Origin of the sequence: Terrisporobacter sp. (genome assembly GCF_017888745.1) — a bacterium.
GTDB lineage: Bacteria > Bacillota > Clostridia > Peptostreptococcales > Peptostreptococcaceae > Terrisporobacter.
Window position 1 is genome coordinate 1 of sequence record NZ_JAGHFM010000033.1, and the last position, 14,851, is coordinate 14,851.

Genomic DNA, 14,851 nt, shown 5'->3' on the forward strand with positions numbered 1-14,851 from the left:
GGTGTGGCAGATATATTAAAAAATATAGGTGTTGAAATAGTAGGTTTACCTAAATCAGGTACATTACCAGAGATATTATCAGATTATAAAGATGATAAATATGCAAATGTTGGAGATTTAAAAAGTCCTGATTTTGAAGCAATTGAAGCTTTAAATCCTGATCTAATAATAATAAGTGGAAGACAAGCTGATATGTTAGATGATTTTAAAGAAATAGCTACTACAGTAAATTTAGCAGTAGATGGACAAAACTATATGGAAACTTTCAAAGCTACTTTAGATAATGTTGGAAAAATATTTGACAAAGAAGATGCTGTAAAAGATAAATTAGATGAAATAGAATCTAAAATAGCAGAAATAAATAAAGCTGTAACGGAAAAAGGATTAACAGCTACAACTGTTATGGCTAGTGAAGGTAATATAAGTGTATTCTCAAATGAATCAAGATATGGAATCGTATATAATGAATTAGGATTTGAAAATGTTGATAAAAATATAGAGGCTTCAACTCATGGTCAACAAGTATCATTTGAATATTTCTTAGAAAATAAACCAGACTATCTATTTATTGTAGATAGAGGAGCTGTTACTGGAAAAGGTGACTCTGCAAAATCATTATTTGATAATGAGATAATAAATAATACAGAAGTAGCTAAAAATGATAAGATGATCTACTTAGATTCAGTTGTATGGTATACAATGACTGGTGGTATAGAATCTACAATGAAAATGTTAGATGAAATAGAGCAAGCAATAAAATAATAAGTATTTATTAAAAGTAGTCAAATATTAAAATTATAATGCAAATAAATGAAAAGCTATGAAATTAGGGTTTAGATTTCATAGCTTTTTAAATTATTAAATAAAAGTACAGGGAGAATTAAATATGAGCAATTGGATTATATATGCGCTTTTAGCAGCAGTAAGTGCAAGTTTTGTTACAGTATTTTCAAAACTAGGAGTAAGTAGTTTGCCGGCCTCTTTGGCAACAAGTGTAAGAGCCATTATTATGGCAGTTTTTTTAGTAATAGTATCTTTAAGTAGAGGAGATTTTAGTAATATGCAACAACTACTAAGTCAAAAAAATAATTTACTATTTTTAGTCTTTTCTGGTATAGCAGGAGCTATGTCATGGTTATTTTTAAACATGGCATTGAAAGAAGGAAAGGCATGGCAAGTTGCACCTATTGATAAACTATCTGTAGTTTTAACTGTAATTATATCAGTTTTAATATTTAAAGAAGAGATAACAACTAAGGGAATTATAGGTGTTTGTTTTATTGCACTTGGCTCTATATTAGTTGCTTTAGCATAAAAATTTAGATGAATATAATACTGAAAAAAGAGTTAAAACCTTTAATAAGATATGAATACCCATATAAAAATGTATTTATTAAATAAAGTTATGTTTATTATTTGAATAAAATAAAAAATATACTATAATTAAGTAGAAATAAAGTTAATAAACAAGAAAAAGCAAGAATTTTAAGATAGAAGTTAAAAATAATTTTAAATATTATATTTTTAATTTTTAAATATATATTTTATATGGGAGGATAATTATGAAAAAATACTCGTTAGGTATAGATATAGGAGGAACTACGGTAAAATTGGGTTTATTTACTGTAGAAGGAGAACTATTAAAAAAATGGGAAATAGAAACAAGAAAAGTAGAGAATGGTAGATATATACTAGGAGATATAACAGAATCTATTAATGATGTATTAGAAAAAGAAAATATTAATAAAGGTTTAGTCTTAGGTGCGGGAGTTGGTGTTCCAGGTCCTGTTACAAATGATGGATGGGTACAAGGATGTGTTAACCTTGGATGGTCTGTTTTCAATGTAGCAAAATCATTAGAAGATATATTAGAATTACCAGTTAAAGTAGCTAATGATGCTAATATAGCAGCCCTTGGAGAAATGTTCCAAGGAGGAGGAAAAGGATATAAAAATATGATAATGGTTACTCTTGGAACTGGAGTCGGTGGAGGAATTATAATAGATGGAAATATTATAGCAGGCTCTGCAGGTGCAGGAGGTGAAATAGGTCATATTAGAGTGAATAATAAAGAAAAAGAGTCTTGTAATTGTGGTGGAAAAGGATGCTTAGAGCAATATGCTTCAGCTACTGGAATCGTTAAAATTGCTAAAGAAATATTAAATGATAGAGATGATGAGTCGAAACTTAGACAAATTGAAATTATAACGGCTAAAGATATTTTTGATTTAGCTAAAGAAGATGATAAAGTTGCTTTGGAGATAGTTGATAAATTTAGTTATATATTAGGAAGTACTTTGGCTAACATAGCGTGCATATCTAATCCAGAAGTTTTTGTAATAGGGGGAGGTGTATCTAAAGCAGGAGATATGCTATTAGATACAGTAAAGAAATATTATAAAGAAACAGGGTTTTACGCTGTTACTGATGCAGAATTTAAATTAGCTATTTTAGGAAATGATGCAGGAATTTATGGTGGAGCTAAGTTAGTTCAATAAAAATATAATATAAATCTAAAAATAGTATACAGCTTTGTATACTATTTTTTATGGAAAAATAAATTATTATATGTAAAAAAATAAAATGTGCAACCGGTTGCATAAAATTATTGACACTGATATTATGGCTATGATAGTATCGATATATGATAATCAATATAAAAATTATAAATAATAATATTGGTGGAGGAATTAAGAAATGAAAGAAAAAATCTTTGGGGTACTGCAACGTGTAGGTAGATCATTTATGTTACCTATAGCAATTTTGCCTGTAGCCGGATTATTTTTAGGTATTGGTGGATCGTTCACTAATGAAACAATGTTAAATGCATATGGTCTAATGAGTATTATGGGACCAGGAACTCCTGTAAATGCATTCTTAAGTGTATTGAATGATGCAGGTAATATAGTATTTGCTAACTTACCGTTATTATTTGCAATGGGTGTTGCAATAGGAATGGCTAAGAAAGAAAAAGAAGTTGCAGCTTTATCTGGAGCTTTAGCATTTTTAATAATGCATGCATCTATAGGTGCAATGATAAATATCAATGGTGGAGCAGAATCTATGCTTAATGGTTCTACTGCTGATGTATTAGGTATAACATCACTTCAAATGGGTGTGTTTGGAGGAGTATTAGTAGGGCTTGGAGTATCAGCTTTACATAATCGTTTTTACAAAATTGAATTACCGCAAGTATTATCATTCTTTGGTGGAACAAGATTTGTTCCGATTATATGTTCAATAGTGTATTTATTAGTTGGTATACTAATGTTTTATATATGGCCAATTATACAAAATGGAATATATTCTGTAGGTGATTTAGTAAGAAGTTCAGGGTATGCAGGAACTTGGTTATATGGATTTATGGAAAGAGCATTAATACCATTTGGACTTCATCATGTGTTCTACTTACCATTCTGGCAAACAGCAGTTGGTGGGACTGCAATGGTAGGGGGGCAATTAATAGAAGGTGCTCAGAATATATTCTTTGCGGAGCTTGCAACTCCAGGTATTACAGAGTTTAGTGTGGAGGCTACAAGATTTATGTCTGGTAAATTCCCACTTATGATATTTGGTTTACCAGGTGCAGCTTTAGCAATGTATAAATGTGCAAAATCAGAAAAACGTAAAGTTGTTGGTGGTTTATTAATATCTGCAGCATTAACTGCTATGTTAACTGGTATAACTGAACCAATAGAATTTACATTTTTATTTGTTGCTCCAGTGTTATATGTTATACATTCAATATTTGCAGGTGCAGCTTACATGCTAATGCACATGTTAAATGTTGCAGTAGGTATGACATTCTCAGGAGGGTTAATAGACTTAACATTATTTGGTATATTACAAGGAAATGCTAAAACTCACTGGATAAATATAGTTTGGGTTGGTTTAATATACTTTGCAGTATACTACTTCTTATTTACATTCTTAATCAAAAAGTTTGATTTTAAAACTCCAGGTCGTGAAGATGAAGATGGAGAAGTTAAACTTTATACAAGAGCAGATGTAAATGCAAAAAAAGATGCCAAATCAAATGCTGGAGATGATCAAGTATCAGAAATGATTTTAAGAGGATTAGGTGGACAAGCTAATTTAAGTGATTTAGATTGTTGTGCAACAAGACTTCGTGTAACAGTAAAAGATTCAAGCAAAGTAGATCAATCACTATTAAAATCAAGTGGCGCAGCAGGGGTAATAATAAATGGAAATGGCGTTCAAGTAATATACGGACCACGTGTTACAGTTATAAAATCAAATTTAGAAGATTTTATAGCTAATGGAGGTATAGTAGAAATACAAGAAGAACCTGTAGTTGAAAATAAAATAGAAGAAAAATCTATAGGTAATTTAATAGTATTTTCTCCAATAGAGGGAAACGCAATATCTCTTGATAAAGTAAATGATGGTGTATTTTCTGAAGGAATGTTAGGTAAAGGTGTAGCGATAGAACCAAGCGTTGGTAGAGCTGTATCTCCAATAAATGGAGTGGTTTCTACAGTTTTTGAAACAAAACATGCTATTGGACTTACATCTGATGACGGAGTAGAGATTTTAATTCATATAGGTATCGATACTGTAAAATTAAATGGAGAACATTTTAATACCCATGTAAAAGCAGGGGATAAAGTAAAAGTAGGAGATATTTTAGTTGAGTTTGATATAGAAAAAATAAAAGAAGCAGGATATCCAATTGTGACACCTGTAATAATTACAAATACAGATTCTTATGAGAATATTGAAACATTAGCAGATGGTTCAGTAAAAGAAAAAGAAAAACTGTTATCTATAGGATAATATTTACAAAGGAGTTATTTTGAAATAATTTATTATTTCTGGAGAATAACTCCTTTTTAAATTGCAATGAAATTATATTTTATCTGTTTGTAGAGAAATATAATTTTGAATTGATTATTTTTAGTAAGTTATAGAGGTCTAATGATATGAGCATAGCAAATTTATGGAGTTTACAAATTATTTCTAGTTGTGTTTACTATATAAATAAAATATAAAATATACTATAATTAAAAAGAAATAAATAAGGAAAATATATTATAACTAGGAGATAAGTATGAAAGTTACAATAAAAGATGTGGCCAAAGAGGCTGATGTTGCAGTATCAACAGTATCGAGGGTTATATCTAATAGTAGTAGGATAAGTATTAAAACAAAGCTTAAAGTTTGGGATGCAATCAAAAAACTAGATTATAAACCCAATCAAATGGCAAGAAGTCTTGCAACACAAAAAACAAATATATTAGCTGTGATTTTACCACAGTGGGTTAATGGCTCTTTTTCAAATATGTTTTTTATGCAAATTTTCAAAGGAGTTAGCTCCTGTGCTAAAGACAGAGGATACTTTGTCATGTATGCTTTTAAAGAGGAAGATGATGATAACTGGATGAGTAAGTTTGTGCAAAGTAATTTTGTAGAGGGGATTTTATTATTTCATGAAGCAGATGATATTGACTATATAGACTATTTAAAAAAGATAGAATTTCCCTTTGTGTCAGTGAGTGTTCCAAAGGAACTAGAAAGTTATTTAAAAGTTGACCGAGAAGAAGATAAAAATATACATGAGGCTAATGGAAAATATTTAGGAAGCTATACAACAAAAATAATGATAGATAAACTAGAAAATAATGATGGAAATAACTATCATATAATAAATGCTAAGTTTATTGATAAAGAACCTATGCTTGAGAGAATTAAAGGTATGTTTTTATATAATAGACATGTATAGAAATAATATAATATTAAATTTACTTTAGGAATGTAGAAAGTTAGATAATATTTAGGTATAAAGATAATTATTATATTATTTCAATGATAATTAAATAAAATTAAAAAAATATACATTTTAACCTTCAAAAATGCTAAAAATATATGCAGTTATTATTTTAATAATGAAATAATATATGAAGAGAGGGTTAATCTATGACAAAAAAACTATTTTATAATGGAGATATTATAACATTAGAAGATGAGCTATATGCAGAAGCTGTGTTGGTTCAAGATAGTAAAATTGCAAAAGTAGGTAAAAAAGATGAATTGATGAAAGAAGCTGGAGATGCTGAGATGGTGGATTTACAAGGTAAAACATTAATACCATCATTTATAGATCCACATAGTCACTTTTTTGGATATGCAAATTCTAAATTACAAGTAAACTTAGAAGATGCTGTTGACTTTAATGATATAGCAGAAAGAATTAAAAAATTTATTGAAAAAAATAACGTTAAAAAAGGTGATTGGATAGTTGCTAATAACTTTGATTATAATACATTAGCAGAAAAAACATATCCAAGAATTGATTTTGTTGATAAGGTTGCTCCAGATAATCCTCTTATAATTGCAAATAAATCAGGGCATAATGGTGTATTTAATTCGCTAGCTATGGAAGGATTAGGAATAACAGCTGATACTCCAAACCCAGAAGGTGGGGTAATTTATAAAGAAAATGGTAAGTTAACTGGGTACTTGGAAGAGAATGCATATATAAACAATGTTCAAAAAGCTCCAATGCCATCTATAGAGGACATTATGAAAGCTGTCATGGCGGCACAAGATGACTATGCATCTTTTGGTATAACAACAATGCAAGAAGGTATGATAGTTCCAACTTTAGCTGATTTCTTAGCCCATATAGCTAATTCTAATATGCTAAAACTAGACTATATAGGATTTGTTGATATTAGAGAAAAAGATAAAATACTACCTAAAATGCAAGGTTGTATAAAAGAATATAAAAACCACTTTAAAGTCGGTGGATTTAAAACTTTCTTAGATGGTTCACCACAAGCTAGAACTGCATTCATGAGAACAGATTATTTAGGAGAAGAAAAAGGATATAAAGCTTATCCTGCTATGAGTGGAGAAGAATTAGAAGGCCTTATAGAAATAGCATTAAAAGAAGATATGCAACTTTTAGCTCACTGTAATGGTGATGCAGCTGTTGCACAATATCTAGAACAATATAAAGTAGCAAGAGAAAAATTAAATGCAACAAATGATATAAGACCAGTAATTATACATGCTCAATTAATAGGTGTGGATCAATTACCAGAAGTTAAAAAACTTGGTATGATACCATCATTCTTCGTGGCTCATGTTTACCACTGGGGACATATACATGTTAATAACTTTGGATTTGAGAGAGCAAGTCAGATATCTCCTGCTAAATCAGCTTTGGATGAAGGTATCAAATTTACATTCCATCAAGATGCACCAGTTATAGAACCAAATATGATAGAAACTATGTGGATTGCTGTAAATAGAAAAATGAAAGATGGAACAGTTCTTGGAGAAAATCAAAAAATCCCAGCGCTTGCAGCACTAGAAGCAGTTACTAAAAATGGAGCTTATCAATACTTTGAAGAAGATATAAAAGGTACTATAAAAGAAAATAAATTAGCGGATTTAGTTATACTTGATAAAAACCCATTAAAAGTAGAACCTGATGATATAAAAAATATTAAAGTTCTAGAAACAATAAAAGAAGGACAAACTATATATAAAGCTTAATTGATTTTAATTAATATACTAATAGATAAAAAAGGATACTAGAAAAATTCTAGTATTCTTTTTTGTATATTTTAAAATATAAAGTATAAAATACAAAAAAAGTTGTTGCTAATCATAATAAAAATCTATACAATATAATAAAAAATAGAAATAATTTATAAATATAAAAAAGAACTGAAACTATTTTAAATTTTAGCATATATAATAATAATCAAATATAAATTAAAGGATGATTATTACGGGAGAGACTTTTATAAGCGCCGAAGGATGAAGTTAATACTAAGCGAGTATTAATGAATATCTCAGGCAAAAGGACCGTAATATGACTTAACTCTGGAAAGCATATATTCATCAGATTTTAGAATAATGCGCCGACGGGGCAACTCATTTAGAGGAAACTCTCAGGTTTAATACAGAGCAGAAAGCTATCTTGCTTTCTGCTTTTTTAAATTGTAAGGAAATTTGATAAATATTCTAGGGGGATAAAAAATGATTATAACAAACAATGATAAGGTATATGAAGAATTTAAAAGTGACCATAATATTTATTATAAAGAATGCTCTTTCAAAGATATTCTATTATATACAAGAGATAGAGTTCATGAAGGGTATACTATTTTAACACATCCATTATCAAGCAGTATAAAACCAAATGAAACGCCTTATAAATCAATATTAATTTCTGATACAAAAAAAACTCTAGATTATAAATCTCTTATGATTATTGAAAATTCTTTATTAACTTATGACAAATTTGAAAAAGACGCAAATCATGCAATTATCTTAAATGATAGAATCAGAGACGACTTCAAAGTTGTAGACCTATCAATAATAAAATCTGCTATTTTCTAAAAGTTAAAAATAAAAAAATAAAAATTAAATAATATATAGCTAAATTACTGAATATTATGAAAACATAAATTAGATTTAACAGCCTTAAGTGTGCTTTTAAATAAATCCCTAGTTCAAAAAATAAAATATTCGGAGGTGATCTTTTTGAAATTAGAATTAGGATTAGTAAAAATCAAAGACATATGCTTTTCTGAAGTTTCAAAAGTAGAAGATGGTGTCATCTATGTAAATAAGCAAGAACTAATCGATTTATTAATGGAAGATGAAAACATTAAATCAGTTGAATTAGAAATAGCTAAACCAGGTGACAGCATTCGTATAATGCCAGTTAAAGATGTTATAGAACCAAGGGTAAAAGTTGAAGGACCAGGGGGGATATTCCCAGGTATGATAAATAAAGTTACAACTGTTGGTTCTGGGAAAACTAATGTACTTAAAGGATCTGCTGTAGTTACAACAGGTAAAATAGTTGGTTTCCAAGAAGGTATAATTGACATGAGTGGTGAAGGTGCTAAATATACTCCATTCTCTCAATTAAACAATTTAGTTGTAGTTTGTGAACCTGTAGATGGATTAAAGCAACATAAGCATGAAGAGGCTGTAAGATATGCTGGATATAAAGCTGCTATATATTTAGGAGAATTAGCTAAGGATATAACTCCTGATGAAGTAGAAGTTTATGAAACAGATTCTGTTATAGAAGGATATAAAAAATATCCAGAATTACCAAGAGTAGCATATGTTTATATGCTTCAAACTCAAGGATTACTACATGATACTTATGTATATGGTGTAGATGCTAAGAAAACTATTTCTACATTGATATATCCAACAGAAGTTATGGATGGAGCTATAGTAAGTGGTAACTGTGTTTCTGCATGTGATAAAAATACAACTTACCATCATTTAAATAATCCAGTTATACATGATTTATTCGAAAAACATGGTAAAGAATTAAACTTTGTCGGTGTAATAATTACAAATGAAAACGTTTATCTTGCTGATAAAGAAAGATCTTCTAACTGGAGTGCTAAATTAGCAGAATTCTTAGGGCTAGATGGTGTATTAGTCACTCAAGAAGGATTTGGTAATCCAGATACTGACTTAATAATGAATACTAAAAAAATAGAAGAAAAAGGAATAAAAACAGTAATAGTTACAGATGAGTATGCCGGTAGAGATGGAAAATCTCAATCATTAGCAGATGCTGACCCACTTGCAAATGCAGTTGTTACTGGTGGTAATGCTAATGAATTAATTACACTTCCTCCAATGGACAAAGTAATAGGTTATTCAGAAGTAGCTGATGTAATAGCTGGTGGATTTGATGGAAGTTTACAACCAGACGGATCTATAGTAGCGGAACTTCAAGTTATAACTGGTGCTACTAATGAAATAGGATTTAATAAATTAAGTGCAAGATAGTGTGAAAGGGGGTTTGAAGATGTTAAAAGTTGTTCAATATATAAATCAATTTTTCGCACAAATAGGTGGCGAAGAGATGGCTCATGTTAAACCAGAGGTAAGAGAAGGTATAGTTGGGCCAGGGGTTGCATTCAATGCAGCATTTAAAGGGGAAGCTGAAATAGTAGCTACAGTAATATGTGGTGACTCTTATTTCAATGAAAATATAGAAGAAGCTAAAAAAGAAGTTCTAGAAATGGTAAAACAATATAACCCAGATGTATTTATAGCAGGGCCAGCTTTCAATGCTGGTAGATACGGTGTTGCTTGTGGTACTATAGCTACTGCTGTTAAAGAAGAGTTAGATATACCATCTTTAACAGGTATGTATGTAGAAAACCCAGGTGCTGATATGTTTAAAGATAAAGTATATATGGTTCCTACTAAAAATAGTGCAGTAGGTATGAGAAATGCTGTTAAAGTTATGGCACCACTTGCTATTAAATTAGGAAAAGGGGAACCAATAGGAGCATCTATAGAAGAAGGATATATGCCAAATGGTATTAGAAAGAACTTCTTTGATAAAGAAAGAGGATCTAAGAGAGCTGTTGAAATGTTAATTAAAAAATTAAAAGGTGAAGAATTCGTTACTGAATATCCAATGCCTGATTTCGATAGAGTAGAGCCAAATAAAGCAGTTAAAGATATGGGTAAAGCTAAGATAGCTTTAGTTACTTCAGGTGGTATAGTTCCAAAAGGAAACCCAGATCATATAGAATCTTCAAGTGCTTCTAAATTCGGAAAATATGATATAAGTGAATTTAAATTATTGAGTAATGAAGATCATCAAACTGCTCATGGTGGATATGATCCAGTTTATGCTAATGACGATCCAAACAGAGTTTTACCAGTTGATATAATGAGAGAATTAGAATCAGAAGGTGTAATCGGTGAATTACACAGATATTTCTATACAACTGTTGGTAATGGTACTTCAGTTGCTAACGCTAAGAAATATGCTTCTGAAATAGCTAAAGAATTGGTGGCAGATGGTGTAAATGCTGTAATTCTAACTTCTACGTGAGGTACTTGTACTCGTTGCGGTGCAACGATGGTAAAAGAAATAGAAAGAGCTGGTATACCTGTAGTTCATATGTGTACAGTAGTTCCTATTTCATTAACAGTTGGAGCTAATAGAATAGTACCAACTATAGCAATTCCTCATCCTCTTGGAAATCCTGCACTACCATTAGATGAAGAAAAGAAAATAAGAAGAGGTTTAGTAGAAAAAGCTCTTAAAGCTTTACAAACTGAAGTAGAAGATCAAACTGTATTTGAATAGACATAAATCAAATATTTTATAAAAATACGGAGGGAATATAATGAGTAAGCTATATGATGTCATCGTTATCGGTGGAGGACCAGCTGGGCTGTCAGCTGCATTATATGCTGGGAGGGCAAGATTAAGCACACTAGTAATAGAAAAGAAAAAAGAAGGTGGCCAAATAGCTTTAACATCTGAAGTAGAAAACTACCCAGGTTGTTTAGAAGGTGAATCTGGTCCAACTCTAATAGATAGAATGCATAAACAAGTACTCCACTTTGGTGCAGAGGTTGTCTATGATGAAATAGAATCTGTATATTTAGAAGGTTCTAAAAAGCAATTAAAAGGAAAAAAAGATGTATATAGAGCTAAAACAATAATCATAGCTACAGGAGCTTCATCAAGACCAATAGGTTGTGTAGGAGAAAAAGAATACACAGGTAAAGGTGTTTCATATTGTGCAACTTGTGATGGATCATTCTTTGAAGACTTTGATATATATGTAGTTGGTGGTGGAGATACAGCGGTAGAAGAAGCAATGTATTTAACTAAGTTCGGAAGAAGTGTAACAATAATTCACAGAAGAGATGAACTAAGAGCTGCTAAATCTATACAAGATAAAGCATTCAAAAATGAAAAAATCAAATTCATGTGGAATACAGTAGTTAAGGAGTTAGGTGGAGATGGAATTTTAAGTTCTATGGTTGTTGAAAATGTGAAAACAGGAGAATTAACAACTATAGAAGCAGATGAAGAAGATATGACTTTTGGATTATTTGGATTTATAGGATATATTCCAAAAACTGAATTATTCAAAGATATCTTAACTTTAGAAAATGGATATATTGTGACAGATGAAAATATGAAAACAAATATTGATGGAGTATTTGCTGCAGGAGATGTTAGAGTTAAATCTTTAAGACAAGTAGTAACTGCAGCAGCAGATGGTGCTATAGCAGCTGTTCAAGCTGAGAAATATATAGAATCTTTAGAGGAAGTGGAGGAAGTAAAATGTTAGTAGTTGATAAAAATACTTTTAAAGAAGAAGTTTTAGAAAATGATGGTTATGTATTAGTTGATTTCTTTGGAGATGGTTGTGAACCATGTGCAGCTTTAATGCCTACAGTTGAAGCTTTAAGTGAGAAATATGGTGAACAATTAAAATTTACTAAAATAAATACAACTAAAGCAAGAAGACTTGCTATAAGTGAAAAGGTACTAGGATTACCTGTAATTGCTATATACAAAGATGGAGCAAAAGTAGATGAAGTTGTCAAAGATGATGCAACTGCCGAAAATATAGAGGCAATGATACAAAAATATTTATAAGACTTGCCTAGTGCGTGGTGCAAACGATATGTTTTGCTCTGATGCAGGACTATACGTTGCTTAAAAAATATATAGTTTAAGAATTGTTTTATTAGGGTTAAATATTTATAAAATCTATATATGGCTACCCTTTAAAAATAAATAAAAAAATAAGGACAGGAGGTATTTCTAATGAGCATATTAGAAAACAAGAAAGTCATCATAATCGGTGACAGAGATGGTATTCCTGGTCCAGCAATAGAAGAATGTGTTAAGACAGCTGGTGGAGAAGTAGTATTTTCTTCAACTGAATGCTTTGTCTGAACTGCTGCTGGAGCAATGGACCTGGAAAACCAAAAAAGAGTAAAAGAATTTGCTGAAGAATTTGGCCCAGAAAATGTTGTTGTTATGTTAGGTGCTGCTGAAGGTGAAGCAGCAGGATTAGCTGCAGAAACTGTAACTGCAGGTGACCCAACATACGCAGGTCCATTGACAGGAGTCCAGTTAGGACTTCAAGTATACCATGCTTGTGAACCACAAGTAAAAGAAGAATTTGATGCTGGTGTTTATGACGAGCAAATAGGCATGATGGAAATGGTTTTAGATGTTGATGATATAGTAGGAGAAATGTCATCTATAAGAGAACAATTCTGTAAATATTAAAATGATTTAGCTAATCGATAGGAGCATTTTACACTCTTATTGATTAGCTAATTTCAAACATAGGGGGAAAAATATGAATAGTGTATTGAAAGCAGCAGGATACATACTTGCTCATACTCCTGATATGGTGATTCATAACGGGACTACTCAAACTACTGAGAGAGTAGTTAATCCAGATTCTGAGTATTTAAAAGTATTAAAAAATCATATAAGAACTTATGATGAGGTGGTAAAATATCCACCAAATCAAGCGTATATAGGGAATATAACCCCTGATGAATTATCAAAATATGCAATGCCTTGGTATGATAAAGAAACTCCAAATGCTAGTAAGTATGGAAAGTTTGGAGAAATTATGCCGCAAGAAGAGTTTATAGGATTAATGCAAATATGTGATGTATTTGATTTAGTTAAATTAGAAAAAAACTTTGCATCTTTAAGTAAAAGTTTATTAAGCCAAAATAAGCTAATATCATCTAATTTAGTTGAACAAATTAAAGAAGGTGAAGATTTAGATACAATAAAGAAACTCATAGAAGAAGAACATGCAGAACCTTTATATAATAAGGGAGAAATAGTTGGTTGTGTTAAAAATGCTCACGATGTAGACCAGAATTTATCAGCTCATGTATTATTTGAAAACTTAGTATCAAAGGCTTCTTGCTCTTTCTCTATAATGAATATGCTTGATAAATATGATATAAGTAAAGATGACATAGATTATGTTATAGATTGTTGTGAAGAGGCTTGTGGAGACATGAACCAAAGAGGTGGAGGAAACTTCGCCAAAGCAGCTGCGGAAATAGCAGGACTTAATAATGCTACAGGATCAGACGTTAGAGGATTCTGTGCAGGACCAGCTCATGCTATGGTTCATGCAGCAGCATTAGTTAAAAGTGGTACTTTCAAAAATGTAATAGTTTGTGCTGGTGGCTCTACTGCTAAACTTGGTATGAATGGAAAAGACCATGTTAAAAAAGGCATGCCAATTTTAGAAGATATGGTAGCTGGATTTGCTGTATTAGTAAGTGAAAATGATGGAGTGAGTCCTGAAATAAGAAATGATATGGTAGGACGTCATACTGTTGGAACTGGTTCTTCACCTCAAGCAGTAATAACTTCATTAGTTAGTGAACCTCTCGATAAAGTAGGTTTAAAAATTACTGATATAGATAAGTATTCAGCAGAAATGCAAAACCCAGATATAACTAAGCCAGCAGGAGCAGGAGATGTTCCGAATGCTAACTATAAAATGATAGGTGCTTTAGCTGTTAAAAAAGGCCATTTAGATAGAAAAGAGTTATCATTATTTATAGAAAATCATGGTATGGTAGGGTGGGCTCCAACTCAAGGACATATTCCATCAGGTGTACCTTATTTAGGATTTGCTAGAGAAGATATAATGAATGGAAAAGTTAGAAATGCCATGATAGTGGGTAAAGGAAGTCTATTTCTTGGAAGAATGACAAATCTATTCGATGGTATATCTTTTGTCATAGAAGAAAACCAATCTAAAAAATTCCAAGGTTTAGAAGAAGACGAAAAATCACTTGATGTTAAAATACCTAAGATAGCAATAACTACTATAGGAAGTGAACATGGAGAAGAAAATGTAATAGAAGGAGCTTTAAAAGCTACTAAATCAAATATATCAGTTACAACTATAGGCAGTGAAAGTGCTGAAGGATTAAAACATATTAAGACTAATTGTGAAAAAGAAGCTCATGAATTAATGGAAGGGCTTTTAGAAAGTAAAAAAGTAGATGGTGCAGTAAC

General features: G+C 30.8%; 13 protein-coding genes and 1 riboswitch. All 13 genes read left to right on the forward strand.

Going from position 1 to position 14,851, the window contains the following annotated elements; all coding sequences use genetic code 11:
* Window positions 1-762 (forward strand): siderophore ABC transporter substrate-binding protein (locus tag J7G74_RS01310; protein ID WP_297130818.1); only part of this gene is annotated, 762 nt, incomplete at its 5' end.
* Window positions 763-886: 124 nt separating this feature from the next.
* A complete protein-coding gene (locus J7G74_RS01315) occupies window positions 887-1,315 on the forward strand; it encodes an EamA family transporter (protein ID WP_297130821.1) in 429 nt (142 codons plus the stop codon).
* Between the two features lie 247 nt (window positions 1,316-1,562).
* Window positions 1,563-2,498, forward strand: coding sequence for an ROK family glucokinase (locus tag J7G74_RS01320; protein WP_297130825.1), 936 nt, complete (start codon window positions 1,563-1,565; stop codon window positions 2,496-2,498).
* A gap of 199 nt (window positions 2,499-2,697) precedes the next feature.
* Window positions 2,698-4,797: a PTS transporter subunit IIABC gene (locus J7G74_RS01325; protein ID WP_297130827.1), complete on the forward strand. Its 2,100-nt coding sequence runs from the start codon at window positions 2,698-2,700 to the stop codon at window positions 4,795-4,797.
* 274 nt (window positions 4,798-5,071) lie between these two features.
* Complete coding sequence (locus J7G74_RS01330) at window positions 5,072-5,743, forward strand: LacI family DNA-binding transcriptional regulator (RefSeq protein WP_297130830.1); 672 nt, start codon at window positions 5,072-5,074, stop codon at window positions 5,741-5,743.
* 194 nt (window positions 5,744-5,937) lie between these two features.
* Complete coding sequence (locus tag J7G74_RS01335; protein ID WP_297130833.1) at window positions 5,938-7,524, forward strand: amidohydrolase; 1,587 nt, start codon at window positions 5,938-5,940, stop codon at window positions 7,522-7,524.
* Window positions 7,525-7,753: 229 nt separating this feature from the next.
* Window positions 7,754-7,852, forward strand: a riboswitch (glycine riboswitch).
* Between the two features lie 161 nt (window positions 7,853-8,013).
* Window positions 8,014-8,376 carry a GrdX family protein gene (locus J7G74_RS01340; protein ID WP_297130835.1) on the forward strand — a complete coding sequence of 121 codons (363 nt, stop codon included), beginning with the start codon at window positions 8,014-8,016 and terminating at the stop codon, window positions 8,374-8,376.
* A gap of 144 nt (window positions 8,377-8,520) precedes the next feature.
* The gene (locus J7G74_RS01345; protein ID WP_297130838.1) at window positions 8,521-9,801 is read left to right on the forward strand and encodes a glycine/sarcosine/betaine reductase component B subunit; all 1,281 of its coding nucleotides are present in this window, start codon (window positions 8,521-8,523) and stop codon (window positions 9,799-9,801) included.
* A gap of 19 nt (window positions 9,802-9,820) precedes the next feature.
* The gene (gene grdB, locus J7G74_RS01350; RefSeq protein ID WP_443081634.1) at window positions 9,821-11,122 is read left to right on the forward strand and encodes a glycine reductase complex selenoprotein B; all 1,302 of its coding nucleotides are present in this window, start codon (window positions 9,821-9,823) and stop codon (window positions 11,120-11,122) included.
* 40 nt (window positions 11,123-11,162) lie between these two features.
* The gene (gene trxB, locus J7G74_RS01355; RefSeq protein WP_297130845.1) at window positions 11,163-12,122 is read left to right on the forward strand and encodes a thioredoxin-disulfide reductase; all 960 of its coding nucleotides are present in this window, start codon (window positions 11,163-11,165) and stop codon (window positions 12,120-12,122) included.
* A complete protein-coding gene (trxA, locus tag J7G74_RS01360; RefSeq protein ID WP_297130848.1) occupies window positions 12,116-12,433 on the forward strand; it encodes a thioredoxin TrxA in 318 nt (105 codons plus the stop codon). Before trxB ends, trxA begins: the two co-directional genes overlap by 7 nt.
* A 171-nt stretch (window positions 12,434-12,604) precedes the next feature.
* Window positions 12,605-13,075, forward strand: coding sequence for a glycine/sarcosine/betaine reductase complex selenoprotein A (gene grdA / locus J7G74_RS01365; RefSeq protein WP_297130851.1), 471 nt, complete (start codon window positions 12,605-12,607; stop codon window positions 13,073-13,075).
* A gap of 73 nt (window positions 13,076-13,148) precedes the next feature.
* Window positions 13,149-14,851: glycine/sarcosine/betaine reductase complex component C subunit beta (grdC, locus tag J7G74_RS01370; protein ID WP_297130853.1), on the forward strand; the 1,703-nt coding region annotated here is incomplete at its 3' end.